The sequence below is a fragment of the Parvibaculum sp. genome (assembly GCF_046297875.1).
Lineage (GTDB): Bacteria > Pseudomonadota > Alphaproteobacteria > Parvibaculales > Parvibaculaceae > Parvibaculum.
The window spans coordinates 2,094,850-2,119,662 of sequence record NZ_JBKBHD010000001.1 but is presented as its reverse complement, the minus strand read 5'-3'; the positions used below and the strand labels follow the sequence as shown (position 1 = coordinate 2,119,662).

The following is a 24,813-nucleotide window of genomic DNA, read 5'->3' as shown; positions in this document are numbered from 1 at the left end:
GGAAAGGCATGACTATGGCAGCGAAGAACGGCGACACGGTGCGCGTCCACTACACCGGAACCCTCAATGATGGCTCCGTGTTCGACACGAGCCGCGAGCGCGAGCCCATCGAATTCGCGATCGGCAGCCAGATGGTGATCGCCGGCTTCGAAAGCGCTGTTCTCGGCATGGAGCCGGGCGAAACCAAGAGCTTCACCGTCGCTTCCGCCGAAGCCTATGGCGAGCATGATCCGCGTCTCGTGCAGGATGTGCCGCTGAGCGAATTGCCGCCCGGCCTTGAGCCGCAGCCCGGCATGCGCCTCACGGCGACGGGCCAGGACGGACGCGAGATCGGCCTCGTCATCACTGAAGTGACCGGCACTGCCGTCCGCCTCGACGCGAACCACCCGCTCGCGGGCGAAGACCTCACCTTCGAAATCCAGCTCGTCGAAATCGCGGCCTGATCTTCAGGGCCGCGATAGCGGCAGCCGGTAAGCCCTGATCGTCTCAAGCGTAATCATCGAGACATCGGGCTCGAAATCGGAAACGCCCTGATCCTCAGTACCTGGACGGATAAGCGGCATTGGCACACCGCGCGCCGCCGCGGCAACCGGCGCCTCATCCGCTTCTTCCTCCGGCTCAGGTGCATCTGCCACCGGCGCAATCTGAGCCGCTTCCTCCACCGCTACGCCGCCCGCCCGCCCTAGCTCGCGCATGATCGCGTCCGCCCGCCGCCACCGGAGCACAAGCGGCGCCGCCAGCGCGCTTACGTCCGCGCATCGTGCAGCCGGCGTTTCGCCCAGGTCGCAAAGCGCGGTCGCGCGCACAAGCTCAAGCTGAAACAGCGATCGCCGCAGAAATTCAGGAAAGAGCCCGCCCTTCTGCGCCGCCGTGACAAGCGGCAGATAGGCCGCGCATTCCGTCTGCTGCCGGTCCTGCATTTCGGCAAGCCGCGAAGCGGTGAGCGTCCCCGCTTCCGGTTGCGCCTCGCAGATGCGCCACATGAGTTCCGCCGTCGCATGGTCGTAAAGCAGCAGCAGTCCCCGCGCCTTGTCGGGCAGCGACGTGTAGTGGCGTGCAATATCGGCAGGCGACCATGTGCGGAAACCATCGATAAAGACGACGATATCGCCCGCCTGTTCCGGCGCAGGCTTGTATTTGCGTGCCGCCTCCTGCGGCACGGTCGGCCGCACACCGCGCTTGAGGAATGAATATTCCCGTCCCGCCGCAAGATCCGGTGTGCCGTCGCCCCGGGCCGGAATGAAAAGAAATTGCAGCCCGAGCGGCCGTTCCTCGACATGAAAGAAAGCGCCGTCCTCGACCGCCCCCGCCACGCGCAGCGCGCCCTGCGCATCGCCATCGCCCGCACGTGCGCGTTCGCCGTTCAGCGTGTAGGACGTGCCGGACGGAAGCGTGAGCCGTCCGACCACGCGCCGCTCCATCTCGCTCAGTGTGAGCGACATGCCCGCCGCCTCGCCGATCCCGTCATAGCCACCGGAAAATTCCGCGGCCCGAAGCGGGGAAATCTGAATGAAGACGGCAAGAAACAGGAACAGCGTGAACAATGTCCACGCTGTCCGCTTCGTCTCTCCCGCCGCGCATCGCGCGGCATGACCAGCCGTCATTTGCCTCAGTATCTCCGCAGCCTTACCGTCCCTTGAAGTCAGGTGTGCGCTTCTCCACAAAGGCCATCATGCCTTCCTTCACATCTTCCGTCCGCATCAGCGGCAGAAGCTGCAGATAGACATGGTGCACATGCTCCGGGAAGGGTTCGTTGAGACCCATCCGCATCATGCGCTTGGCGGCACGCACGGCGAGCGGCGCATTGCCCGCAATCTCGGCTGCCATCGCGCGTGCCCGTGGCATCAGATCGGCATCTTCCACCGCCTGTGAGGCAAGCCCCCAGACAACACTCTCTTCCGCATTGAGCGTGCGCCCGGTGAAGATGAGCTCCGCCGCCTTCGACCAGCCGATCAGCCGCGGCAGATACCAGGTGCCGCCCGATTCCGGCACAAGACCGCGCTTGCAGAACGCCGCCGCAAGTTTCGCCGACCTGCCCATGATGCGGATGTCGCAGCCAAGCGCCGTGTCCATGCCATAGCCTGCCGCACCGCCATTGATCGCGCAGATCGTCGGCGTCTCCATTTCCTGCAGCACGGTCGGCGGCGTGTTCTTGAGGTCGAGCGTGGTCGAGGTCACCCCGCCGCTCGAACCGATGGAAAGCCCGCCGCTCTGCGTCTGCGCCCTGAGGTCAAGCCCCGCGCAGAAGGCGCGCCCCGCGCCGGTCAGGATCACGCAGCGGACCTGCGGGTCGGCATCGGCCTCCTGCAACCGCACCGTCAGCTGGTTCAGCATCGGGCCGGAAATCGTGTTCATGCGCTCCGGCGCATTGAGCGTGATGGTGGCAATGTGACCATCCACCTCGTAGAGAACTTCCTGTGCGTCCTGCGGCGCTGCCTTTGCCTGGCTCATGGCCCCTCCCGATATTCTGCTTTTGCCGGATGTCCGTTTTGCGCAGTCTAGCCGATAAAATCAGCCGCAAGTAGCCCGCCCGTTTTCGCCAAACCAGGGGTGCCTCAGGAAATCCCCCTCCTCTATCCCGAGACGTTGCGTCAGCCCGCCATTCACCTCGAAGACGCCGTTCACCGGCACGCCACTATCGTGAATATCGGGCGTCTCCGGCTCTGTCATCCGGGCAATCCTGACGATCCGTCCATCTGCGGCCACGAAGATCATGTCGAGCGGAATATAGGTATTCTTCATCCAGAAGGCGGCGCGCGTGCAGGCTGGATAGAAGAACAGCATTCCTGCATCTTCCGCCAGTTCGCGGCGATACATCAGCCCCTGCCGCTGCTCGTCCGGTGTCAGCGCAAGCTCCACCGAAAAGGAATGGAGTGCCCCGCCCCGCGTTTCGATGGTCACCCGCCGCGCCTCTTCGCCGTCGCATCCTGCAAGCGCGGCAAGAAGAAACGCGGCAAGAAATAAGGCCCCGCGCATCAATCGATCCGCTTCAGACCGGCGGCATATTTCTTCCAGTTCTCTGCATAGTGATCGGCGGAAAGACGCAGCGCCTCGGACATTTCCTTTTCAAGCGACCGAACGATCTTGCCCGGCGATCCGAGCACCATCGAATAGTCGGGAATTTCCTTCCCCTCCGCTATCAGCGTATTCGCACCGATCAGGCAGCCCTTCCCGATTTTCGCATTGTTGAGAATGATGCTGCCGATGCCGACGAGGCTCCCCGCGCCGATGGTGCAGCCGTGCAGCATCACCATATGGCCGATGGTCACATCGCGCTCGATCATCAGTGGCGAACCGGGATCCGTATGCAGCACCGAACCGTCCTGCACATTGGAGTTCTCGCCGATGGTGATGAGTTCATTGTCGCCGCGCAGCACCGCACCGAACCAGACGCTGGCATTCGTCTCGAGCTTCACATTGCCCATCACCTCCGCATTGGGCGCGATCCAGTATTCTCCCTCGGCGGGCAGGATCGGCTTTCTGTCGCCAATGGCATAGACGGGCATGGGTCTTCCTCCGTGAAATCATTGCTTTGCCGGGCAATATGCCACGCTCAGCGCCGCGATACGAGACTTGCGGTCCCGGCCTGATATGGTTGTCATCTGAGGGTCAAAGCCGCCCCTTACGATCAGGCGGCACGAAATGGAGGCAGCGATGGCGGACGGCAAATCCTTTGGCGAAAAATTCGAGGAACTGGACGACCGCCCCGCCGCGCGCAGCACAGCCCCCTCGCTCGCCGAAATCTGGCAAAGGCGCATCGCACGGCGCGGCTTTCTTGCCGGCATGGGCAAGGCCGCCCTTCTCGCCACGGCATCGCCCGCTATTCTTTCGCTCGCCGCCTGCGACGAACCGCCGAAAGCCACCCCCAACGACATATTCGGCTTCGAGTCCGTGCCGCATGGCATCGACGGCGATCATCACGTCCCCGCCGATCACAATGCGGACATTCTGATCCGCTGGGGCGATCCGATCCTGAAGGACGCACCGGATTTCAACGTTCGAAGCCAGACGGCCGCCGCGCAGCTTGCACAATTCGGCTACAACAACGACTTCATCGGCTTCGTGCCGTTGCCCTTTGGCTCCGGCGCCAGCGACCGCGGTCTTCTCTGCATCCATCACGAATACACCAATGACGACCTGATGTATCCGGACTATCCGGCAGACAATCCGGCAAGCTTCTACACGCGCGAGATCGTCGATATTTCGATGGCCGCGCATGGTGGCAGCATCGTGGAAGTGGCGCGCGGTGAAGATGGGAAATGGCAGGTCGTGCGCGACAGCGACTACAATCGCCGCCTCACGCCGCTCGCAACGGAGGTGAAGCTCTCCGGCCCTGCTGCAGGTCACGCCCGCCTGCAAACGAATGAAGACCCTTCAGGCCGCCGTGTCATAGGCACCTTCAATAATTGTGCTGGCGGCATCACACCCTGGGGCACATGGCTCATGTCGGAAGAGAATTTCAATTTCTACTTCCTCGGCGAGAACACCGATGCCGCCGAAGCCGAAAACCACAAGCGGCTCGGCGTGCCCGGCAGCCGCTCCTATCCCTGGGGCTATTTCCACAAACGCTTCAACCTCGCCGCCGAACCGCGCGAGCCGAATCGCTATGGCTGGGTGGTTGAGGTCGATCCGCTCGATCCCGCCTCGACGCCCGTGAAGCGCACCGCGCTTGGCCGCTTCAAGCGCGAGGGCTGCGAGAACGCGCTGACGAAGGACGGCCGCCTCGCCATCTACATGGGCGACGATCAGGCTTTCGAATATCTCTACAAATTCGTCACCGCCGGAAAGGTGAAACGAAATCGCGAGGACAATGCCGCGCTGCTCGATGACGGCACGCTCTATGTTGCGCGCTTCGAGGAGGATGGCTCCGGCACATGGATGCCGCTGACTTTCGGCGCAAACGGCCTCGATGAATCGAACGGCTTTGCCTCGCAGGCGGACGTGCTCATCGAAACGCGACGCGCCGCTGATATTCTTGGCGCAACGCCGCTTGACCGCCCCGAAGACGTCGAACCGAACGACCTCACCGGCAAGGTCTATCTCGCGCTCACCAATTCGAAGGAGCGCACCGAAACCGACGCTGTCAATCCGCGTGCTGCAAACCTCTGGGGCCAGATCGTCGAGATCGAACCCGGCAGCGGCGATCACGGCTCTGCCACCTTCGTCTGGAACCTCGTGGTGAAATGTGGCGAACCGGCTTCCCCCGCCATTGGTGCCGAATGGCATCCCGAGACCGGTGAAAACGGCTGGTTCGCCTGCCCGGACAATTTCACCATAGATGCCAAGGGCCGCCTCTGGGTCGCCACCGATCAGGGCTCCGGATGGAGCGCCGCTTCCGGCACCGCCGACGGGCTATATGCGCTCGCCACCGCGGGCGAGAAGCGCGGCATGGCGCGGCAGATTTTCCGCGCGCCCATCGGCGCCGAAGTCTGCGGTCCCTGCTTCACGCCTGACGGCACCACGCTTTTCGTCGCCGTGCAGCATCCCGCCGCCGATGGCACGAAGAACTATGAGGGCTTTGAGCGCGCCTCCACCTTCGATGATCCGGCAACCCGCTGGCCCGACTTCCAGCCCGGCATGCCGCCCCGGCCCTCGATCGTCGTCATCACCGCAAAGAATGGCGGCCCGGTGGGCGGTTGACGGCGGCTGATCCCATGCGGGTTGCGCATCGGCGCCTGATGGCCCACTCTTGGAATGCGGCATGAGCGGCCGGGCGCCTCGCGCCCCGCCGGAGCGACAAGGGCTATGTGTAAATGCGCTTTCTGTTCAGCCTCGTCTTCTTCCTGCTGGCCCTGCCGCTTGTCTTCATGCTCGCTTTCGAGCGCGGCCTGCTCGACGACTATGTGAACGAAGACGCAATTCCCGACGAACCCTTCATCCGCGCCGAACTCGCCTCGAAAACGAGCCCCGAGGATCTGAGCCGGCGCGTCGATGCGGCGCTTGAGGCAAAGGCCTGGGATGACGCTGCCATGTACGCCGAAATCGCCGTCTTCATGGACATGCCGCTCGCACCGGACACGGCCATGCGCCTTGAGGCGGAAAATGCCTTCGCCCGCCGCGCGGCGCGCAACACGGGCAGCTTCGTCACCGGCTTCGTCACCGGCACGGGCGACGACACGCCGGCTTTCATGGGCGCCCTCGCATCGGACCTCACTGTCGTCGGCGATATTCGCGACATAAGTTCGGAAGGATCGAAGCTCGCGCGCGGCGAGGAATATTCCACGATGATCCTGGGCCTCTCCGTCGTCGGGCTTGCGGCGACCACCGCAACCGTCGCAACCGGCGGCGGCGGGCTGCCCGCCCGCGTCGGCGTGTCGCTTCTCAAGATTGCCCGCAAATCGGGCACGATCACCGCCGGTTTCGCCCGCGACATGTCCCGGCTTCTCAATGAAGCGATGAATTTCGATAAGCTGGGCGACACATTGCGCGCCGTCGATCTCGCCGACACGGCGGCCACGCGCCGCGCAGTCACTTCCTATGCGGACGGCATTTCATTTGCGCGCGTAGCGCCTGTACTCGACGATGTGGCGGCAATTGAACGCGCCGCCGGGCCTGCGGAAACCGTGCGGCTGATGCGCTATGTGGAAAACACCGACGATCTCGCCCGCGTCGGCAAGATGACAGGCAAATACGGCACAAAGTCGCGTGGCATCATGGAGATCACAGGCAAGACCAGTCTCCGCGCCTTCAAGACGGCGTGGAACCTGATCCTCATGGCACTTGAATGGGTGTGGGCAATCATCGGCGGCATCGGCGCTCTCGTTGCGACGGCGCTTGGCCGCCGCGTTGCAAGCCGCCGGAGAGCATGACCGGCGGGCCCGGTCAGATCGAAAGCATCAAGCCGAGCAGGAAGACACCGGAGAGAAAGCTCCAGAACGTCGCGATGCAGCCTGACAGCAGCATCCAGAAGGGTGGCCGGTTTTCGAACACCTGCGCCCGGAGCGCATTGCGCAGGATCACCGTCGGACCGGCCAGAACCAGTGTGAACACACCGATGATCTGGCCGAAGGCCGAATGCGACGTGAGCTGAAAGCTCGGCGGCTTCTTGGTGACGAGCCTGTAGAAGCTGCTCGTGAGACCGGCCGCGACGAAACCCGTCGCAATCGCAAAAAACAATGTCGCCAACTGACTCATGTGCCCCTGATAGCCCCTGCTGCTGTCGTCCGGCCTTTAGCGGCGGCCGGCTTCGACCTCCTCGATGAAACGATGCGCTATGGCCGCCACCCGCTCTTCGGCAGCCGCAATGATGAATTCCGGTACGACCCGTTCATCGAGCAGTCCGATCACTTCCGGATCGGCAAGGCTCATTTGCAGATTGGCGGCAGGCGTGCCCCCGGCGCGCCCTTCCGGCATGGGAAGGTGGCCCCCGAAAAACAGGAAGGCGCCTGCGATCATCAGCGATTTGAAAACGAAACGGGTCATGCCACCCCGTCCGCAAGCCGCGTACCAGCCGCGCGCAAGATCCGCCCCCACCGCGAACGATTTGAAATGATCTTTTAATTTCAGCGGGTTATAAGGATGGATCTGAGACAGCGCCGGGCCGCGCATCGCCGGTTCCCGGAACGGACGTACCGGTTTGCGCCGGGGCTGTTTCAAAGCGGAACGAATTGGGCCAGTGGCGAGAGGGCAGCGGCTTGGCGCGAGGCAGACAGACAGACGACGAGCTGGTCCATGAGCGCCCGGCCTGGATGATCCCGCTTCTGGTGTTCGCCGGCGTCCTGATCTTCTCCGGCATCTTCCTTTACTACTACTTCGGACCGACGCCGGGTGAGTTGCTCGGCCGCGACGCGCGCGCCAGCAGCGCCAGCAGCGAGATCGAGGCCATCATCGCCGACCAGCGCTTCGTGATCCCCGAAAACTACACCCGCTATCCGGCGCAGCGCGGCGGCGGCCGCATGAACATGATAGACATGCACGCGCTCCTGCCCGGCCTCCTGCCCTATTCACCGGACCAGCAGGAGAGCTTCGCCGACAACTCCATCCGCTCGAATGTCATCTACTTCTCGCTCAGCCAGCGCGACGCCGCGCTCAATTCATCGCGTCGCCTGAAGGACATCTATTCGAAATATCTGGCATCGGCAGAGCCCGAGGAAGGCCCGGACGGGCTTCAGCTCTTTCGCTTCCGTGACAATACCGGCTATGCCAATCAGGATCTACTTGTCGGAAAGGATGCGGAAGAACGCATCCTTCTGCTGATCTGCGACCGCCGCAGCGCCCAGATCGAAAGCCCGAATTGCTATCGCTCGCTGCTGCTCGGGCCCCGCCTCGAAATGTCCTACCGCTACAAGCGGCACCATCTCGATAGCTGGCGCATGATCGACCGGAACATTTCCGCGCTGGTGGACCGCTTCGCCGCGATCGAACGGATCGACGATCTGCAGGGCTCGATCGCCGACTGAGATCAGTCGAGATCGATTTCGAGAATGGCCATGTTGAAGGCGTAGGAAACCTCGCCTTCGTCGTCGTCCCGAAAAAGCACCCCGATGAACTCATCGCCGATATGCACTTCGGCGGAATCGTCCTTCTGCGGCCGCTGGCGGACGATGATCGAGGGAAGCTGGAACTTCTGGCGCAGATATTTCTCGATGCGCTGGATTTCGGTCTTGTTCACGAAGCTCTCCCGTCGACGCTGGATTGGTGTCCTGCCGCCTCTCGGGGGCCGGATGGGCCCCTCAGGGCCGCGCCCGGTGGTTGTACCCATTTGCCGCCGCAGGTGTAAACCCTGACGGGCACCCCCCTGCGGCGCTTGGTCCAATGGCGGGCAGGCGCTTGCGATGTCATTCTCGCCGGACCTGTCGGAGGAGAAGGCGAGATGTCACGCCGGACTCGCAGATTTTTGACCTTTGTAGCCTGCGCACTGACGGTCGCCGCAGTCCTCACGCTGGCGCAAGCGGCCTTCCCGCCGGAATCGGGCGCAGATCAGCGCGCCCTCCTCATGCCGAGCCCCCGCTGACGCCTTACCGGGTGGTATAGCCTCCATCCACCACGACCTCCGTTCCCGTCATGAAGCTCGATTCGTCGCTCGCCAGGAATAGGATCGCATTGGCGATTTCCGTGTCGATGCCCAGCCGGCCGATCGGATGCAGCATGATCAGCAGTTCGCGCATTTCGTTCGGCCCCACCGCCTGCCCCTGAACGACACCGCGATTGAGCGCATCCTTGACCATCGGCGTATCGATATAACCCGGATGCACCGAGTTCACGCGGATATTGTACCCGGCGTCCGCACATTCGAGCGCCACGGATTTCGTCATCAGCCGCACGCCGCCCTTCGCCGCATTGTAGTCGCTCGCATTGGGCTGGCCGACAAGGCCGAGGATCGACGAGAGATTGATGATCGACCCTCCCACACCGCCCTTCGACGTATATTTCTTGATCGTGCGGATGCCGTGCTTGCAGCCGAGGAAAACGCTGTCGAGATCGACCTCGATCGTGCGCCGCCATGAGGCCAGCGTCTTCTCCTCGATCGGCCCGCCTTCCGGCGCGATGCCCGCATTGTTGACCAGCACATGCAGCGCGCCGAAACGGTCCTCCGCGAGCTTCACCGCCGCTTCCCACTGCGCCTCGTCCACCACGTCCTGCCGCATGAAGGCGGCCTCGCCGCCCGCATTGGCAATCTCGTCCGCGACGGCAAGCCCGCCTGTTTCGTCGAGATCGGTGCAGACCACTTTCGCGCCTTCGCGCGCCAGCACCTTCGCCGTCGCCGCGCCGATGCCCTTCGCCGCACCCGTCACCAATGCCACCTTGCCGTTCAGTCTTGCCATAAGCCGCCATCTCCCCTGAATTTATGGTTTGTTTGTGCCATTCTGCCGTGGCCTTGGGCTGCGGCAAAGCACGAAAGCGCCGCACCCGCAGCCTGTGCTATAGAACCGCACAAACAGCACGGAAGACCCCGCCAGAACGGGCGGGCCGATCAAGGAGCAGAAATGGCTATCGCCCTCAGGATTACCTTCGAAACCTCGCAGGCAGACCACATCCTCACGCAGCTCCGCGCCTACAAGGAGCGCGAATTCGACCGCAATCCGCCGCGCGGCTTCCTCGGCTCGCGGATCGAGGAAGTGGACGGCAGGGTGGTCTTCCAGAGCGATTGGGAAAATGACGACGCGCTCGAATATACGCTCGACAGTGCGCCATTCGAAGCCTGTCTCGATCTTTGCGACATCTATGCGGACGATCGCAAGGACGAGAAGGTCGAACTCTGACCGATGGCTTATCCCGCTTCATACTACGCAGCAACCGCGAATGACGCGCCGCCGGTCACACCGCTGGAAGGCGAAATGTCCGCCGATGTCTGCGTGGTGGGTGCGGGCTATACCGGCCTTTCCGCAGCGCTGCATCTCGCGGAGAGTGGATATTCCGTTGTCGTCCTCGAAGCGGAGCGCATCGGCTGGGGCGCATCGGGCCGCAATGGCGGCCAGCTCGGCATCGGCCAGCGCAAGGACCAGCGTTCGCTTGAGGAACGGCTCGGCAAGGAGTGGGCGCACCGCCTCTGGGATCTCGGCGTCGAAAGCAATGCGCTGGTGAAGGAGCTGATCGCCCGCCACGCGATCAAATGCGACCTGAAACCGGGTCTTATTCAGGCCGCCTGGAAAAAGAGCGATGCGGACTGGCACCGCACCGAGGTTGAACACATGGCCTCGGAATATGGCTACACGAAAATGCGCTACCTATCCCGCGAGGAAATGCGAGAGACGATTGCGAGCGATTGCTATCACGGCGGCATCTACGACGAAGACGGCGCCCATCTCCATCCACTGAACTATGCGCTCGGCCTCGCCCGCGCCGCGCGCGCAAAGGGCGTCGTCATCCATGAGGAAAGCCGTGTCACGGATATCTCGCGCACCGACCCCGCAACGGTGAAAACCGCGAAGGGCTCCGTCCGCGCCGCCCATGTCGTCCTCGCCTGCAATGCCTATCTCGGTATGCTCGAGCCGCGCGTCGCCGGCGCCATCATGCCGATCAACAATTTTATCATCGCAACCGAACCTCTCGGCGATGAAGCCCGCGCGCTCATCCGCAACGATGCCTGCGTGCAGGACACGAAATTCGTGATCGACTATTACCGCCTCTCGGCGGACGGACGCATGCTCTTCGGCGGCGGCGAAAGCTATTCGCCGAACCTGCCGAAGGACCTCGCCGGTTTCGTGCGCAAGCCCATGCTCCGCGTCTTCCCGCAACTGAAAGACAAGCGCATCGACTATGCCTGGTCGGGTTCCGTCGCCATCACACTGAAGCGCATGCCGCATTTCGGCCGCCTCGAACCGAACATCGTCTTCGCGCATGGCTATTCGGGACAGGGCATCAACATCGCAACGCTCGGCGGCAAGCTCGTCGCCGAAGCCGTCGCCGGTCAGGCCGAACGCTTCGACGTGATGGCGAAGCTCAAGACGCCAAAATTCCCCGGCGGCACATGGCTGCGCTATCCCGGCCTCGTCGCCGGCATGCTCTTCTATGCAATGAAGGACAGGCTGCCTTGAACCGGCAGCAACCGCGTCAGATGCTCTCGCCGTCTTCGCCCTGGATCATCTGATCCATCGCATGGGCCGGCTTGTCGCAGCCTGCGCAGCCGACGATCTTCGCCGGAACGCCGACCGCCGTGCAATGCGGCGGCACGTTCTGCAGCACCACGCTGCCCGCGCCGATGCGGCTATATTCGCCGATCTCGATATTGCCGAGAACCTTCGAGCCCACCGAGATCAAGACGCCGCGGCGCACCTTCGGATGCCGGTCGCCCTGTTCCTTGCCCGTGCCGCCCAGCGTCACGCCATGCAGCATCGACACATCGTCTTCCACAACCGCCGTCTCGCCGATCACAATGCCGGTCGCATGGTCGATGAAGATGCCACGGCCGATCTTCGCCGCCGGATGAATGTCCACCGCGAAGAGATCGGAAATCCGGTTCTGGATATAGAGAGCCATCGCCTTGCGCCCCTGCCCCCACAGCCAATGCGCCACGCGGTAAGCCTGCAGCGCGTGGAAGCCCTTGAAGAACAGGAAGGGCTGCACATAGGAATGGCAGGCCGGGTCGCGCTCGTAATAGGCCACGATGTCGGCGCGGCAGGCCTCGCCGATTTCGGGCGAGGCTTCCAGCGCCTCGTCCAGAAGCTCGCGAAGCTGCATCGCGCGCATCTCGGGATGCGCCAGCTTCTGCGCCAGATGATAGGAAAGCGCACTCTCGAAATCGCGGTGATTGAGGATCGTCACATAGAGGAAGCTCGCAAGCACGGGCTCGCCCGCCGCCATTTCTTCCGCTTCCTTGCGCAGGCGCTCCCACACGGGATCGCAGACCGACAAGGGCTGATTGCGTTCGACCGGCTTCGACATGTCTCTCTCCTCGCCCTGTCTCCGGGATTGCCCAGCCATCATGGCCGACCCCGCGGCGGAAGGCCGCCATATGAAATGCATGGCGGCGGTTTCCGGAAGCCTAACACATGGGCCGCTCCTGAGCGAGTTCAATGGGGGAACTCACTTTTCTTCGTGTTAACCTCCGCCGGATTCGAAATTTGTTGAGTATGGGGGGCCAATGCCGGTCATCGCCGCAGGCAGCATCGACATTTACTATGAGCGCGTGGGCAGCGGCCCCCGCCTTCTTTTCATTTCCGGCACCGGCAGCGATCTGCGGATGCGGCCCAATGTGTTGGACGGCCCCTTCCCGAAACATTTCGACATGCTGGCCTATGACCAGCGCGGCCTCGGCCAGTCGGCAAAGCCCGACCGCCCCTATTCCATGTCCGAATATGCCGAGGATGCGGTGAACCTCATGGCCGCCATCGGCTGGGGCTCGGCACTCGTCGTCGGCGTTTCCTTCGGCGGCATGGTCGCGCAGGAACTCGCGATCAATCATCCCCATGTCGTGGAAGGGCTCGTTCTCGCCTGCACCTCGCCCGGCGGCGCGGGCGGCGCATCATATCCGCTCCACACGCTGATCGGCATGAGCCGCGAGGGGCGCGCCCGCCACATGATCCCGATTTCCGACACGCGCCACGATGCCGCCTGGGCCGCCGCAAACCCGGATGCTTACGAACAGCTCCTCGCCTTCGCAGCAAATGATCCCTATGCGGATGAAACGGGCCGCGAGATGGGCGCCCGCCGCCAGCTCGAGGCCCGCGCCGCCCATGACACATGGAACCGGCTGGATCAGATCCGCTGCCCCACCCTCATCTGCGCCGGAAAATATGACGGCATCGCCCTTCCCGAAACGCAGGAGAAAATGGCCTCCCGCATCCGCGGCGCGGAACTTCGCTTCTTCGAAGGCGGCCACCTCTTCATGCTGCAGGACCGAACGGCGCTCCCCGCCATGATCTCGTTCCTCAAGGGCGAGGACGCCGGCTGACCCGTTTTGGCACAATCCGGCAATCAACCGTTAATCTCCGACGCCTAGTCTGAACGCGAATCCCTCGTATCGCGTCCGGGTATCCATGTCTGTTTCGAGTATCGCGTCGGCCGCCGTTGCCGCCAATCAGAGCCAGATCGCTCAGGCCATGCAGATGGCCATGATCCGCGCCGGGCACGAGCAGGAAAAGGCGCTTATCGACATGCTGGCGGAAGCCTCGCAGGCCGTCACCAAATCCACCCCGCCCATAGGCCTCGGCCAGCGCCTCGACATCAGCGTCTGAGGCGGCCCTTCCATGATCGGCAGTTTCGGTTCCCGCACCCGCCCCTTGCGGCAGGCGCGGCGTCTTTTTCTGGGCAGGCGGCCGCCCTCGCCCCTCGCCATCCTGCTTGGCCGGCGGCATGGCGGCTTCGTGCTCTTCCTGCTTGCTGCCTTTGCCGCCGCCATCATCTTCACGGACAGTCCTCCACCCGCGCCCGCACTTCATTACGCCATTTCCGTTTATGACGGCGACACGATCCGCTTGGGGCAAGAGCGCATCCGCATCGTCGGCCTCGATACGCCGGAGCTTGGCCACCGCGCCGAATGCGAGTTCGAAGCCCTCGCCGCCGAACGGGCGAAACAGGCGCTGATCGGCGAAATTGCCCGCGGCAATGTCGAACTCCAGCGCCAGGGCACAGACCGCTATGGCCGCACGCTCGCCCGCGTCACGGTGGACGGCCGCGATGTAGCCGATACACTGATCGCGCAGGGCCTCGCCCGGCCCTATGGTGGCGGACGTCGCGAAAGCTGGTGCAGCTGATACCCTTTCTCCCTGACCGCCCCTCCATCCTTGCCCTGCCGCGCCTTTCCTTGTAAAATTAATGGATAACATTAAAACGCGGGCGCGAGGGAGTGACGCATGGGCCGGAAGATCCTTTTCATCACCACCGACCAGATGCGCTTCGACGCCATCGGCGCGAACGGCCAGAAGATCGCGAAGACCCCCGCCATCGACGCGCTTGCCGCAAATGGCATCAACTACACCCGCGCGCATAACCAGAATGTCGTCTGCATGCCGGCCCGCTCGACCATGATAACGGGCCAGTATGTCTCGACGCATGGCGTCTGGATGAACGGCGTGCCGCTGCCGGAAGATGCGCCCTCCGTCGCGAAATATCTGCATGACAAGGCGGGCTACAAGACAGCGCTCATCGGCAAGGCGCATTTCGAGCCCTTCATCGACCCGAAGCAGCAATTCTATGAAAGCCAGATGGCGCGCAAGGGCGAGCACGGGCCTCATCGCGGCTTCGACTATATGGAGCTTGCGACGCACTCGCCGCTCATCCTCCATTACGCCGAATGGATCAGGAAGAACGATCCCGACGCCTTCGGCTATTTCTACCAGAACCTCAACGAGAAGTTTCAGGTGAATGCGGCCGGCGGCGGCGATACCGGCGCCTGTCAGGTGCATTTCAATCCCGTGAGCCGCGAGCACTACCACACCGACTGGGTGGCAGACCGCACCATCGATTGGCTGGGCTCAGTCGGCGCGAATGACGACTGGTTCTGCTGGATGAGCTTCCCCGATCCGCACCACCCCTGGGACCCGCCGCAATCCGAGCTGCACCGCCATCCCTGGCGCGACACGCCGCTGCCCGAGTTCTATCCGGGCTCGAAGGACAAGATCGAGAAGATGCTGGCCGACAAGCCCCGCCACTGGATGGAATGGTACAAGGGCGAGCGCGTCACGAATTTCGAGGCGCCGCCGGAATTCCGCGCATGCGACATGACCGCCGATCAGGTGCAGGAGATCAACGCCTTCACCCATGTCGAGAACGAACTGATCGACGAGGCCATTGCGAAAGTCATGGCCTATGTCGAAAAGCGCGGCTGGGGCGACGATGTCGATGTCGTCTTCACCACCGATCACGGCGAATTCCAGGGCGAATTCGGCCTGCTCTTCAAGGGGCCCTATCACGTCGATGCGCTGATGCGCCTGCCGATGATCTGGCGTCCCGCGAAATCGGCGAAGATTTCGCCCGCCACTGTCGGCAAGCCCGTTGGTCAGGTCGACCTCGCGCCCACCTTCTGCGAGATCGCAGGTCTGCCCGTGCCCGAATGGATGCAGGGAAAGCCCATGCCGAAATCGGAAGCGGAGGCCGAAAAGCAGAAGCGCGAACGCGTCTTCACCGAATGGGACTGCCAGCATGTCGATGGCACGACGGTGGTGCTCCGCACCATCTATCGCGACGGCTACACCATCACCGCCTATCTCCCTGGCACGATCTATGACGGCACCGAGGGCGAGCTTTACGACCACAAGGAAGACCCGCAGCAGTTCCGCAACCTCTGGAACGACCCGGCCTATGCGAAGCTGAAATCGGACCTTCTCGCCGACCTGAAAGACGCCGAGCCCCCCGCCCGTACGCCCCGCCTCGAATGCGTCGCGCCGGTTTGAAACAAGGTTGTCATGCCCGGGCTTGACCCGGGCATCCAAGGGCCTCGTGCCCCATGCCATCCCGCTCTGGATTGCCGGGTCAAGCCCGGCAATGACTTCTGTTAGGTTGTTGCCAGCACCCCGCCCCGCCTGTATCCCAGTCGGCAGCAGAAACTCTGGCCGGAACAGACCTTTGACGATTGCCTCCCCCACCCCCCGCATGATCGCGAAGAAGGACGGCGCGATCGGTTGGATGATCTTCAACAATCCCGAGCGGCTGAATGCCGTCAGCCTCGACATGTGGGAGGCCGTGCCGGAGATCCTCTCCGCTTTCGATGCCGACCAGGAAATCCGCGTCATCGTGCTGACGGGCGCGGGCGATCGCGCCTTCGTCGCTGGCGCCGACATCTCGCAATTCGGCGAAAGCCGCTCCACGGCGGAAGGCATCCTCGCCTATGAAGCAGCGACCGAGCGCGCCTTCAATGCCATCACCGAAGCGCAGAAACCCACCATCGCCATGATCGACGGCTTCTGCATCGGCGGCGGTCTCGGCATCGCACTGTCCTGCGATATGCGCATCGCCGCCGAAGGCTCCACTTTCGGCATCCCCGCCGCGAAACTCGGTCTCGCCTATGGCGCTTCGGGCACCGGCCGCCTCGTGAATGTCGTCGGTCCCTCCTTCGCCAAGGAAATTTTCTTCACCGCCCGCCGCTTCACGCATGACGAAGCGCTGGCGATGGGCCTCGTCAACCGCGTGACGACGAAAGAGGCACTGGAGAATTTCGTTCGGGATTACTGCGCTCTCATCGCCGAAAACGCGCCCATGACCGTCAACACCGCCAAGCAGGTGGTGGATGAATTCGCGAAAGCGCCGGGCAACTTCGACGCTGAAAAATGCGACGCGCTCATCGCCCGCTGCTTCGCCAGCGACGACTACAAGGAAGGCCGCGCCGCCTTCATGGAAAAAAGAAAGCCCGCCTTCAAGGGCAAATAAGAATTCAAACAAGGAGAAACATCATGGGACGTCTCGACGGCAAGGTCGCCATCATCACCGGCGGCACCAGCGGCATTGGCCGCGGCACGGTCGATCTCTTCCTGAAGGAAGGCGCGAAAGTCGTCGCCGCCGACCTGCAGGACCACAAGGGCGAAGCGATGGAGCGCGAACTCGGCGCCGCCTTCTCCTATTGCCGCACCAATGTCGCCCATGAAGACGAAGTGAAAAACCTCGTCGACCACACGGTGAAGAAATTCGGCAAGCTCGACATCCTCTTCAACAATGCGGGCTATGGCGGCGTCGGCGGCGAACTCGCCGAGATAGACATGAACGGTTTCGACGAAACCGTCGGCGTGCTGCTGAAGGGCGTCGTCCTCGGCTACAAATATGCCGTACCTCACATGAAGGCGCAGCAATCGGGTTCGATCATCTCGACGGCCTCCGTCGCCGGCCTCCAGGCGGGCTATGGCCCTCTCGTCTATTCCGCCTGCAAGGCAGCCGTGCATCACTTCTCGCGCTGCGCCGCGCTCGAACTCGCGCCCTTCTTCGTGCGCTCCAATGCGATCTGCCCCGGCGGCATCGCCACCTCGATCTTCGGCTCCGGCCTCGGCCTCGGCACGCAGGTGGCGGACCAGTTCGCCGAAGTGATGAAGACGCATCTGGCGAAAATCCAGCCGACGCCGCGCTCGGGTCTGCCGGAAGACATCGCCAATGCCGCCCTCTTCCTTGCAAGCGACGAGTCCACCTTTGTCAACGGCCAGACCATCGCAGTCGACGGCGCGCTGACCGCAGGCCCGATGGCCACGCTCGGCAAGCGCATCGACTTTGAGAAGGTGATCGGCGATTTCCTCGCCGCCCTGCCGGAAGACCAGCGGAAACCGGCCTAGGCCTCGCCGGTCCGCATCAAGGGTTTGGCAATCTCTCGCCTCTAGCCTCCGGGCTGGAGGCGCTTCTCATGGCCATACCGTCCGAAGCTGGACCGGAAAACACCCAGGAAAATCAGACGGATGCGGAACGCCGCCGCTTCCGCCGCATCGCCACGCGCATTGAGGGCCGCATCGTCTTTGCCGGTGTCGATGCCGAATGCCTGATCCATGAAATGTCCGCCACGGGCGCCATCGTCGAAGCCTCGCCGCTCCCTGCCATCGGCGCGGATGTGGCGCTCGAAGTGCCGGGCGTCGGCTTCGCCCGCGGCCGCGCCATGCGCCATGACGGCCTCACTGTCTCGATTGACCTCAAAACGCCGCCCGCCCGGCGCGACCGGCTGAACGACCGGCTGATCCTCGCCGCCTTCCGCAATCCGCCCGAGCCCGGCCCACGCTGATCTCCGTTTGGGTCTGGCATCCGCGCCCGCTACACTCCCCTCAAAATTCATCAGGGGAGATACGTCATGTCGTCGCTCAAGAACAAGGTCGCCATCGTCACAGGCTCTGCCACCGGGCTTGGCGCCGCCGTCGCACTGCAGCTTGCGGACAAGGGCTGCAATGTCGTCATCAACTATACGAAGAGCGAAAAGGAAGCGAAGGAAACGCTTGCCGCCTGTCAGGCGAAGGGCGTCGAGGCGATCCTCGCCCAGGGCGATGTCGGCGAAGACGCCGACTGCCGCCGCATCGTCGATGAGACGGTGAAGAAATGGGGCCGCGTCGATGTGCTGGTGAACAATGCCGGCGGCACGAAATTCGCCAACCATGCCGAGCTTGACGAGCTGAACGCCGAAGACTTCCTCTGGATCTACAAGGTGAATGTCGTCGGCGCCTATCAGATGATCCGCGCCTGCGCGCCGCATATGAAAGAGGCTGGCAAGGGCTCGGTTGTAAACGTCTCGTCCATCGCAGGCGTCACCGGCATTGGCTCTTCGGTCGCCTATGCGGCGTCGAAGGGCGCACTCAACACCATGACGCTCTCGCTTGCCCGCTCGCTGGCGCCGAAGATCCGCGTCAATGCCGTCTGCCCCGGTTTCATCGGTACGCGCTGGTTCTCGGATCGCTTCGGCCAGCAGACCTTTGAAGGCATCAAGCGCCAGCAGGAACAGTCGACACCGCTCGGCCGCGCCGGAACGCCCGAAGACATCGCCACCGCCGTCGTCTTCTTCTGCGGCGAAGGCTCCGACCACATCACCGGCGAAACCCTCATCACCGATGCGGGGATGCATCTCGGCTTCGCCCCGCTGACGGCGCGTTAAGACCTGAAAACTCCAAAAACAAACTTGTCATGGCCCGGCTTGTCCGGGCCATGACGATTTTATCTAGTGCCTCAGCCGCTACTCACTCCCCCAGAAACGCCAGCACTGCCTGCTTGTAAGCCCTGTCCCCCACCGTCTTCATGTGGTCGCGCTTCGGCACAGTGAAGACGCGTGCACCTGGTATCCGTTCGGCGAGCGGGCTCGCCGCACCGGCCAGCATGTCCGTTTCGCCCGCCACCACAAGCACCGGCCGCTTGATCCGTGCCAATCCATCAACCGGAAACGGCGCGCGTACCGCCTCGAAACAAGCCGCAAGCGCATGCCTGTCCTGCCCGTTCTGATCGGCGAATACGCGAAATCCGCGCGCGCCCGCATCCGTCACACTTGAGGGATCGTCCGCCAGCAGCGCCTCGATCACCGGGCCGGGATCGCGGTCGGGATCGAGCAGCCGCGCACCGACGCCCGCCGCCACGATCCGGTCGAACCGCTCCGGCGCTTCCATCGCCGCGACCAGCGCCACCATCGCGCCCATCGAATAGCCCATCAGGTCAGCGCCCGGCTCGCCCAGATAATCGAGCAGTGCAACAAGATCAGCCGCCATCGTGGAGAGCGTATAGTCCGCCTTCTCATGGCTCTTGCCGCTTTCGCCATGCCCGCGCATGTCCGGCAGGATGGCGCAGTAGCCGGCCTCGACCAGCGCCTTCGTCCATCCCGTCGCCACCCAGTTCGCTTCATGGGTGGAGGCAAAGCCATGTGCGAGCATGACCGGGCTCCCCTCGCCCTCCACCCGGTAGGTGATCTTCAAGCCGTCATGGGAAATGAAATGCTCCATCCGCTCCACTTTCCGCTTCGGCTGGAAAATACACGCTTCGCAGTCTAGGCTAAGCGGAAACACGGGGAGAGAACCATGACCGATGCCGCCGCCCTGAAGCGCGAAGTCTGCGATACGATCGACGCCATGTCGGCGGACCTCCTCGCCGTGAGCCACGAGATCCACGGCAAGCCCGAACTCGCGTTCCACGAGCATGAGGCAGCACGCATCCTCACCGCCGCGCTCGATCGCGCAGACCTTCCCGTCACGCGAGGCGCCTTCGGCCTCCCCACCGCCTATGCATCGAGCTTCGGCGAAAAGGGCCCTGAAGTCGCGATCCTGTCCGAATATGACGCCCTTCCCGGCATCGGCCATGCCTGCGGCCACAACATCATCGCGACGACGGGCCTTGGCGCCTCTCTTGCTCTCGCGAAACTCGGGGCCCGCCTGCCCGGCCGCGTCCGCTATCTCGGCACGCCAGCCGAGGAGCAAGGCGGCGGCAAGGAACTCATGGCGCAGGAAGGCGCTTTCGACCGTCTCGACGCCGCCATGATGGTCCACCCGGCAGGCGTCGACCTCGTCACCATGCCCTGCATCTGCGTCTCGGAAGTCGCCGTCACCTATCACGGCCGCTCGGCGCACGCCTCCGCCATGCCGCATATGGGCTTGAACGCGCTCGACGCGCTCATCACCGCCTATCAGGCGATTGCGCAACTCCGCCAGCACATCCGCCCGACCGAGCGCATCCACGGCATCATCAAGAAGGGCGGCCTCGCGCCCAACATCGTGCCGGACGAGACGATGGCGCTGTTCTATGTCCGCGCCGCCAATGCCGAAGACCTCGCGCCGTTGAAAAAGCGCGTCCAGGCCTGCTTCGAGGCGGGCGCGCTCGCAAGCGGCTGCACGGCGGAAATCAAATGGGCGAAGGCCGACTATCTCGACCTGAAGACCAGTATGCCGCTTGCCAACGCCTATGAGGCGAATGCGAAATCGCTCGGCCGCGATTTCTTCCCGCTGTCGAAAATGCCGGCAGGCTCATCGGGCAGCACAGACATGGGCAATATCAGCCATCGCGTGCCGTCCATCCATCCGATGATCGCCTCCGCGCCCCCTCATGTCGTGATCCACAACCCGGAATTCGCGAAATGGGCGGCGTCCGATCTCGGCGACAAGGCCTGCCTCGACGGCGCCAAGGCGCTCGCCATGACCGCGATCGATTTCATGATGGACGCCGGCATGCGCGAACAGGCAAAGGCCGATTTCGCCGCCACGGCGGATGCATCTGCCCGCTCCGTTGCCGCCGCCTTTGATCCGAACGGCCTCGCCCATATCGGCGGCTGCGGCTGCATGTAACGCCTCACGGCAGATTCGGCAGCCGCTCCGTCTGTTCCACTTCCTCGACGAAACGCTCGTCGAGCTTGCGGCGCAGTTCCTCCTGCTCCTTGAGGCCGATGGGGAACTTCCACATGATGAGCGCGACGATCGCATTGCAGATCATCGGCGTCGCCACGAAGACGATGGAAAGCCCGGTCAGCGTCGCGGGTGAATTTTCGCCCTGCGGCTCGAACCCGATCAGCGCCAGCGTCCAGAACACGACGCCGACCGCGAAAGCCCCGCCGAGCTTCTGCGTCAGCGTCAGCAGCGCATAGAAAAGCCCCGTCCGCCGCTGCCCGGTTTCCAGCTCGTCGATATCGGCCACATCCGCCATGATCGAACGATAGAGCGTCGTCGTGGTCCCGACATTCACGCCGAGGAACAGCAGCACCAGCGCCGCCACATAATAATTCCCTTCCGGGATCAGGAAGATGACGGGCGGGAAGACGACGTTGAACAGCCCCGCCATCACCACTGTTATGTGCTTGCCGAAACGGTAGGAAAGCTTCAGCACCACGGGAATGAAGATGATGCCGCCGAAGAAATAGAGCAGCAGCAGGAAGCTTGCGACCGAGCCGATGCCCCAGACATAGGTCGCCTCGTAGATATACATCGAGGCAAGCGCCGCGCCCGCAAAACCGGACAAGAAGTCCGCTGCAAGAAGCCGCCGGAGCGGCACATTGCGCAAGATCGCTTTCACTGCCGCGCCGATCTCCACGGGTGGCTGCGGAGTCGCCTTGCGCTCCGGTACGAAGAAAATATTGATGGCGACCGCAATCGGCAGCGTGATGACGATGAACCAGCCGATGGCGGCGACGCGCGCCGACTCCATATTCTCCGCGCCGATCTGCTCGATGATCGCCGGGATCAGCAGCACCAAGGGCACACCGAGAAGCTGGAACGCCTCGCGGTAGCCCTGGATGCGCGAGCGTTCGTTATAGTCCTCGCTCAGCTCCGCCGCCCAGGCCATGTGCGAAATCGTGAGCATGGTCCAGCCGATATAGAGAAAGAACATCCAGCCTATGAGATAGAAGCTCGATACCGGCGCCGTCGGCACGAACACCATATAGGCGCAGATGACGAGAAGCGGCACCGAGAGCACAAGCCAGTGCCTGCGCCTCCCCCAGCGCGATGGATATTTGTCCGACAGCACGCCCATCATCGGGTCGGTGATCACGTCCCAGAGCCGCGCCAGCATGAAGATCGTGCCGACGGCGGCAAGCCCGAGCCCCATCGGCCCGGCATAGAATTGCGGCAGATAGACACCGATCGGCAGTCCCAGCGCGGCAATGGGAATGGCGGGCCCTGAAAAGGCGGAAAGCCGCCAGCCGGAAAGCCGTCCGCCATTTCCCGCGGAATTGTTCGCGGAACCGTCCGAAGAAGTCATTTGTCCTGCCATGTGCCGAAAGGGAAAGCGAAACTGTCAGATGGGGTGCCGCGCCAAGGCTTCAACTGTAGCCGGTGAGGAAATCCATCACCGCGCCCTTGAACATCGGGTTCGGCAGCGCGAACATATGATCCGTACCGGGAATGATTTCGGCGCGCGCATTCGCCATCAGCGCCGCAAGCGCAGTCGGATCGCCCGCAAGGTCGTCCCGCGCGCCGGCGATCACGAGCGCCCGGTTGCGGATCAGCGGCACGAGATCGGCAGCGCCCCCCTCGCGCGGCGCCCGCGCGCAGGCGGCGATGGATTTGAGGTCCTGCCCGAGATTTTCGGCATAGAGCCGGAAGGCCTTGGCGGTGCGGTCCTCGATCGTGTTGGGGTCCGCGGCTTCGAGTGCATCCGCCGTCTTCGTCCCGAAGGAGGAGGCAGGCTCCAGCGCCTTGCCGCCCACGCCCGCCAGCACCACAAGCCCGAAGCGCTCGCCATGATGCGCCGCCAGCCGCATGGCGATCCCCGCCCCCATGGAAAAGCCCATCAGGTCCGCTTCCGCAATGCCCAGATGGTCGAGCAGCGCCAGCGCATCGCCCACATGCTTCGCATGGCCGTAATCGGCGGGATCGTGGAGCTTGCCGCTCGCCCCATGCCCGCGCAGGTCGAACGTCACCACCTTGAAGCGCGCGCGGGTGAGCGCCTGCACCCAGCCCGTACGCTCCCAATTGTCATGTGCCGTCGCCGAAAAGCCGTGGATCAGCAGGATCGGCCGCCCTTCGCCCGTGACTTCATAGGCGATCGAAACGCCGTTCGACGTGAACTCGCCCATGCCGCTCAATCCGCCGCAACGCCGGAAGACTGCGGGTCGCGCGGCTGGCCGGTGCGCATGGCGAGCGCCGCCGCCGCCGTTTGCAGCCCCCGCTCTTCGATGATGCGCCGGTTCGCCACCTGCTGCTCCTCGTCGATCGGATAGAACCAGAGAATGCCCGCCACCGCCGCGCTGATGATGCAGGCCGGCCAGACATAGACGGCCCGCAGGCTGTCGAGCACCGATTGCGAATTCTCGCCGCCCGCCTGGAAGCCGATACTGTCGAGCAGCGTATAGGCGATGAAAATGGCGAGCGCCGCGCCCACCTTGCTGGTGGAAGTGAGCAGCGAATAGAAGAGCCCCGTCCGCTGCTGCCCCGTCACCACCGTGTCATGCTCCGACACATCGGCCATCAGCGAGCGGAACAGGAACGGCCCCGCCGCCATGTTGACGCCGCACAGCACCCAGACGCCGAGCGCCGCAAAATGATTGCCCGCCGGCACCAGCAGGATGAGCGGCACGGTGAGCGCGTTGAACACGGCCGACGCCGCCGCCGTCTTGTGCTTGCCGAGGCGGCGCGCCACCGCGAGGATCAGCGGAATGAAGCAGACGCCGGAAATGAAATAGCCGAGCAGCATCAGGCTCGAATAGGTGCCGAGCTTCAGCGCGTCTTCGGCGAGGAACAGGAACATCGAGGCGACAAGTCCGCCCGACATGCCGCCGAGAAGATCGGCCGCGAGAACGATCTGCAGCGGCCGGCTCGACACGAGCGCCCCCACCGCCTGCTTGAACGGCACATGCACGGGCCGCGGCGTCGGCCGCTCCGGCACCTTCCATACCGCAAGGCCGACGGCGATCGGCAGCAGGATCAGCACGAACCAGCCCATCGAGGCGACGCGCGCCGCGGCGAGATTTTCCGGGTTCGACTGCTCGATGATGACCGGCAGCGTCAGCACCAGCACCATGCCGAGAATGAGCGCCACCTCGCGCGCGCCATGCACGCGCGTCCGCTCGTGATAATCGGGCGTCAGCTCCGCCCCCCAGCTCATGTGGGAGATGGTGATGAGCGTCCAGCCGACATAAAGCACGAACAGCCAGAAGATCAGATAGGCCGCCGACACGCCCCCCGGCGGCATGAAGATCATCACCACCGAGAGCATCATGATAGGCACGGCTAGCACGATCCAGTGCCGCCGCCTGCCCCACCGCGTCTCGAACTTGTCGGAAACGATGCCGAGCACCGGGTCCGTGAACACGTCCCAGAAGCGCGCCAGCATGAAGATCGTGCCGACGACGGTGAGCCCCAGGCCGAGCGAACCCGCATAGAAGGGCGGCAGATGCACGACGAGCGGCAGCCCCATCGCCGAGATCGGCGCGGCCGGCAGCGCAAAGGCAAGCAGTGTCCAGCGCGACAGGGGCCGGTGCGCCTCGCGGGCAGCCGGGCCGGTTGCGGCCGCATCGCTCATATGGGGTTCCTCCTCCCAAAGGCAGGCGCAAGGCTCTTCCGGCCCGTCCCC

The 24,813-nt window shown here is 63.6% G+C and carries 28 protein-coding genes; 15 read left to right on the top strand and 13 right to left on the bottom strand.

From position 1 onward, the window contains the following. The first annotated feature begins 8 nt into the window (after positions 1–8). On the top strand, positions 9–443 hold the full coding sequence (locus tag ACK4FH_RS10390; protein WP_409813292.1) for a peptidylprolyl isomerase: 435 nt from the start codon (positions 9–11) through the stop codon (positions 441–443). 3 nt (positions 444–446) lie between these two features. Here the strand turns inward: ACK4FH_RS10390 and ACK4FH_RS10385 are convergent, their stop codons facing one another. From ACK4FH_RS10385 to ACK4FH_RS10370, 4 genes are read right to left on the bottom strand one after another with little or no spacing between them, the layout of a single operon-like run. Continuing rightward, positions 447–1,604 carry a hypothetical protein gene (locus ACK4FH_RS10385; RefSeq protein WP_409813291.1) on the bottom strand — a complete coding sequence of 386 codons (1,158 nt, stop codon included), beginning with the start codon at positions 1,602–1,604 and terminating at the stop codon, positions 447–449. Positions 1,605–1,626: 22 nt separating this feature from the next. Then, positions 1,627–2,451 carry an enoyl-CoA hydratase/isomerase family protein gene (locus ACK4FH_RS10380; RefSeq protein WP_409813289.1) on the bottom strand — a complete coding sequence of 275 codons (825 nt, stop codon included), beginning with the start codon at positions 2,449–2,451 and terminating at the stop codon, positions 1,627–1,629. Between the two features lie 60 nt (positions 2,452–2,511). Further along, on the bottom strand, positions 2,512–2,976 hold the full coding sequence (locus ACK4FH_RS10375) for a DUF192 domain-containing protein (RefSeq protein WP_409813287.1): 465 nt from the start codon (positions 2,974–2,976) through the stop codon (positions 2,512–2,514). Further along, a complete protein-coding gene (locus ACK4FH_RS10370) occupies positions 2,976–3,506 on the bottom strand; it encodes a gamma carbonic anhydrase family protein (protein WP_409813285.1) in 531 nt (176 codons plus the stop codon). Before ACK4FH_RS10370 ends, ACK4FH_RS10375 begins: the two co-directional genes overlap by 1 nt. A gap of 148 nt (positions 3,507–3,654) precedes the next feature. Between ACK4FH_RS10370 and ACK4FH_RS10365 the strand changes: the two genes are divergently transcribed. Beyond that, a complete protein-coding gene (locus tag ACK4FH_RS10365; RefSeq protein ID WP_409813283.1) occupies positions 3,655–5,640 on the top strand; it encodes a PhoX family protein in 1,986 nt (661 codons plus the stop codon). A 113-nt stretch (positions 5,641–5,753) separates the two neighbouring features. Continuing rightward, positions 5,754–6,809: a hypothetical protein gene (locus ACK4FH_RS10360; RefSeq protein WP_409813281.1), complete on the top strand. Its 1,056-nt coding sequence runs from the start codon at positions 5,754–5,756 to the stop codon at positions 6,807–6,809. Between the two features lie 13 nt (positions 6,810–6,822). On the opposite strand, the gene ACK4FH_RS10355 is transcribed toward ACK4FH_RS10360, so the two are convergent. After that, the gene (locus ACK4FH_RS10355; protein ID WP_409813280.1) at positions 6,823–7,134 is read right to left on the bottom strand and encodes a DUF6949 family protein; all 312 of its coding nucleotides are present in this window, start codon (positions 7,132–7,134) and stop codon (positions 6,823–6,825) included. Between the two features lie 36 nt (positions 7,135–7,170). Further along, positions 7,171–7,548 carry a hypothetical protein gene (locus tag ACK4FH_RS10350; protein WP_409813279.1) on the bottom strand — a complete coding sequence of 126 codons (378 nt, stop codon included), beginning with the start codon at positions 7,546–7,548 and terminating at the stop codon, positions 7,171–7,173. Positions 7,549–7,634: 86 nt separating this feature from the next. Between ACK4FH_RS10350 and ACK4FH_RS10345 the strand changes: the two genes are divergently transcribed. After that, entirely contained in the window at positions 7,635–8,399 is a 765-nt protein-coding gene (locus ACK4FH_RS10345) for a hypothetical protein (RefSeq protein WP_409813277.1), read from the top strand. Positions 8,400–8,401: 2 nt separating this feature from the next. Here ACK4FH_RS10345 and ACK4FH_RS10340 read toward each other — a convergent pair whose 3' ends face one another. Continuing rightward, positions 8,402–8,611: a DUF3126 family protein gene (locus ACK4FH_RS10340; RefSeq protein WP_409813275.1), complete on the bottom strand. Its 210-nt coding sequence runs from the start codon at positions 8,609–8,611 to the stop codon at positions 8,402–8,404. A 346-nt stretch (positions 8,612–8,957) separates the two neighbouring features. After that, positions 8,958–9,764 (bottom strand): glucose 1-dehydrogenase, encoded by an 807-nt coding sequence (locus ACK4FH_RS10335; protein ID WP_409813273.1) that lies wholly within the window; start codon positions 9,762–9,764, stop codon positions 8,958–8,960. A 162-nt stretch (positions 9,765–9,926) separates the two neighbouring features. Here ACK4FH_RS10335 and ACK4FH_RS10330 point away from each other — a divergent pair, with 162 nt between their 5' ends. Further along, on the top strand, positions 9,927–10,202 hold the full coding sequence (locus ACK4FH_RS10330; RefSeq protein ID WP_409813271.1) for a hypothetical protein: 276 nt from the start codon (positions 9,927–9,929) through the stop codon (positions 10,200–10,202). A gap of 75 nt (positions 10,203–10,277) precedes the next feature. Next, positions 10,278–11,477, top strand: a complete 1,200-nt coding sequence (locus tag ACK4FH_RS10325) for an NAD(P)/FAD-dependent oxidoreductase (RefSeq protein WP_409813270.1) — start codon at positions 10,278–10,280, stop codon at positions 11,475–11,477. Between the two features lie 16 nt (positions 11,478–11,493). On the opposite strand, the gene cysE is transcribed toward ACK4FH_RS10325, so the two are convergent. Continuing rightward, positions 11,494–12,324, bottom strand: coding sequence for a serine O-acetyltransferase (cysE, locus tag ACK4FH_RS10320; protein ID WP_409813268.1), 831 nt, complete (start codon positions 12,322–12,324; stop codon positions 11,494–11,496). Between the two features lie 199 nt (positions 12,325–12,523). Here cysE and ACK4FH_RS10315 point away from each other — a divergent pair, with 199 nt between their 5' ends. The 8 genes from ACK4FH_RS10315 to ACK4FH_RS10280 all read left to right on the top strand — a co-directional run bounded on the left by ACK4FH_RS10315 (position 12,524) and on the right by ACK4FH_RS10280 (position 18,928). Further along, positions 12,524–13,333: an alpha/beta fold hydrolase gene (locus tag ACK4FH_RS10315; RefSeq protein WP_409813266.1), complete on the top strand. Its 810-nt coding sequence runs from the start codon at positions 12,524–12,526 to the stop codon at positions 13,331–13,333. Positions 13,334–13,418: 85 nt separating this feature from the next. Next, entirely contained in the window at positions 13,419–13,616 is a 198-nt protein-coding gene (locus ACK4FH_RS10310; RefSeq protein ID WP_409813265.1) for a putative motility protein, read from the top strand. A 12-nt stretch (positions 13,617–13,628) separates the two neighbouring features. After that, positions 13,629–14,135, top strand: a complete 507-nt coding sequence (locus ACK4FH_RS10305; RefSeq protein WP_409813264.1) for a thermonuclease family protein — start codon at positions 13,629–13,631, stop codon at positions 14,133–14,135. Between the two features lie 99 nt (positions 14,136–14,234). Next, positions 14,235–15,773, top strand: coding sequence for a sulfatase (locus ACK4FH_RS10300; protein ID WP_409813263.1), 1,539 nt, complete (start codon positions 14,235–14,237; stop codon positions 15,771–15,773). Between the two features lie 172 nt (positions 15,774–15,945). Then, positions 15,946–16,746 carry an enoyl-CoA hydratase gene (locus tag ACK4FH_RS10295; protein ID WP_409813261.1) on the top strand — a complete coding sequence of 267 codons (801 nt, stop codon included), beginning with the start codon at positions 15,946–15,948 and terminating at the stop codon, positions 16,744–16,746. A gap of 23 nt (positions 16,747–16,769) precedes the next feature. Then, positions 16,770–17,633, top strand: coding sequence for an SDR family NAD(P)-dependent oxidoreductase (locus ACK4FH_RS10290; protein ID WP_409813259.1), 864 nt, complete (start codon positions 16,770–16,772; stop codon positions 17,631–17,633). Positions 17,634–17,701: 68 nt separating this feature from the next. Beyond that, complete coding sequence (locus ACK4FH_RS10285) at positions 17,702–18,070, top strand: PilZ domain-containing protein (RefSeq protein WP_409813258.1); 369 nt, start codon at positions 17,702–17,704, stop codon at positions 18,068–18,070. Between the two features lie 66 nt (positions 18,071–18,136). Further along, the gene (locus tag ACK4FH_RS10280; RefSeq protein ID WP_409813256.1) at positions 18,137–18,928 is read left to right on the top strand and encodes an SDR family NAD(P)-dependent oxidoreductase; all 792 of its coding nucleotides are present in this window, start codon (positions 18,137–18,139) and stop codon (positions 18,926–18,928) included. A gap of 82 nt (positions 18,929–19,010) precedes the next feature. Here ACK4FH_RS10280 and ACK4FH_RS10275 read toward each other — a convergent pair whose 3' ends face one another. Next, positions 19,011–19,760 carry an alpha/beta fold hydrolase gene (locus ACK4FH_RS10275; protein ID WP_409813254.1) on the bottom strand — a complete coding sequence of 250 codons (750 nt, stop codon included), beginning with the start codon at positions 19,758–19,760 and terminating at the stop codon, positions 19,011–19,013. A 75-nt stretch (positions 19,761–19,835) separates the two neighbouring features. Between ACK4FH_RS10275 and ACK4FH_RS10270 the strand changes: the two genes are divergently transcribed. Further along, positions 19,836–21,092, top strand: a complete 1,257-nt coding sequence (locus ACK4FH_RS10270; protein ID WP_409813253.1) for a M20 family metallopeptidase — start codon at positions 19,836–19,838, stop codon at positions 21,090–21,092. A gap of 4 nt (positions 21,093–21,096) precedes the next feature. Here ACK4FH_RS10270 and ACK4FH_RS10265 read toward each other — a convergent pair whose 3' ends face one another. The 3 genes from ACK4FH_RS10265 to ACK4FH_RS10255 all read right to left on the bottom strand — a co-directional run bounded on the left by ACK4FH_RS10265 (position 21,097) and on the right by ACK4FH_RS10255 (position 24,762). Continuing rightward, a complete protein-coding gene (locus ACK4FH_RS10265; RefSeq protein WP_409813251.1) occupies positions 21,097–22,500 on the bottom strand; it encodes an MFS transporter in 1,404 nt (467 codons plus the stop codon). 61 nt (positions 22,501–22,561) lie between these two features. Further along, on the bottom strand, positions 22,562–23,317 hold the full coding sequence (locus ACK4FH_RS10260) for an alpha/beta fold hydrolase (protein ID WP_409813249.1): 756 nt from the start codon (positions 23,315–23,317) through the stop codon (positions 22,562–22,564). A gap of 5 nt (positions 23,318–23,322) precedes the next feature. Then, complete coding sequence (locus ACK4FH_RS10255) at positions 23,323–24,762, bottom strand: MFS transporter (RefSeq protein ID WP_409813247.1); 1,440 nt, start codon at positions 24,760–24,762, stop codon at positions 23,323–23,325. Positions 24,763–24,813: the final 51 nt, after the last annotated feature.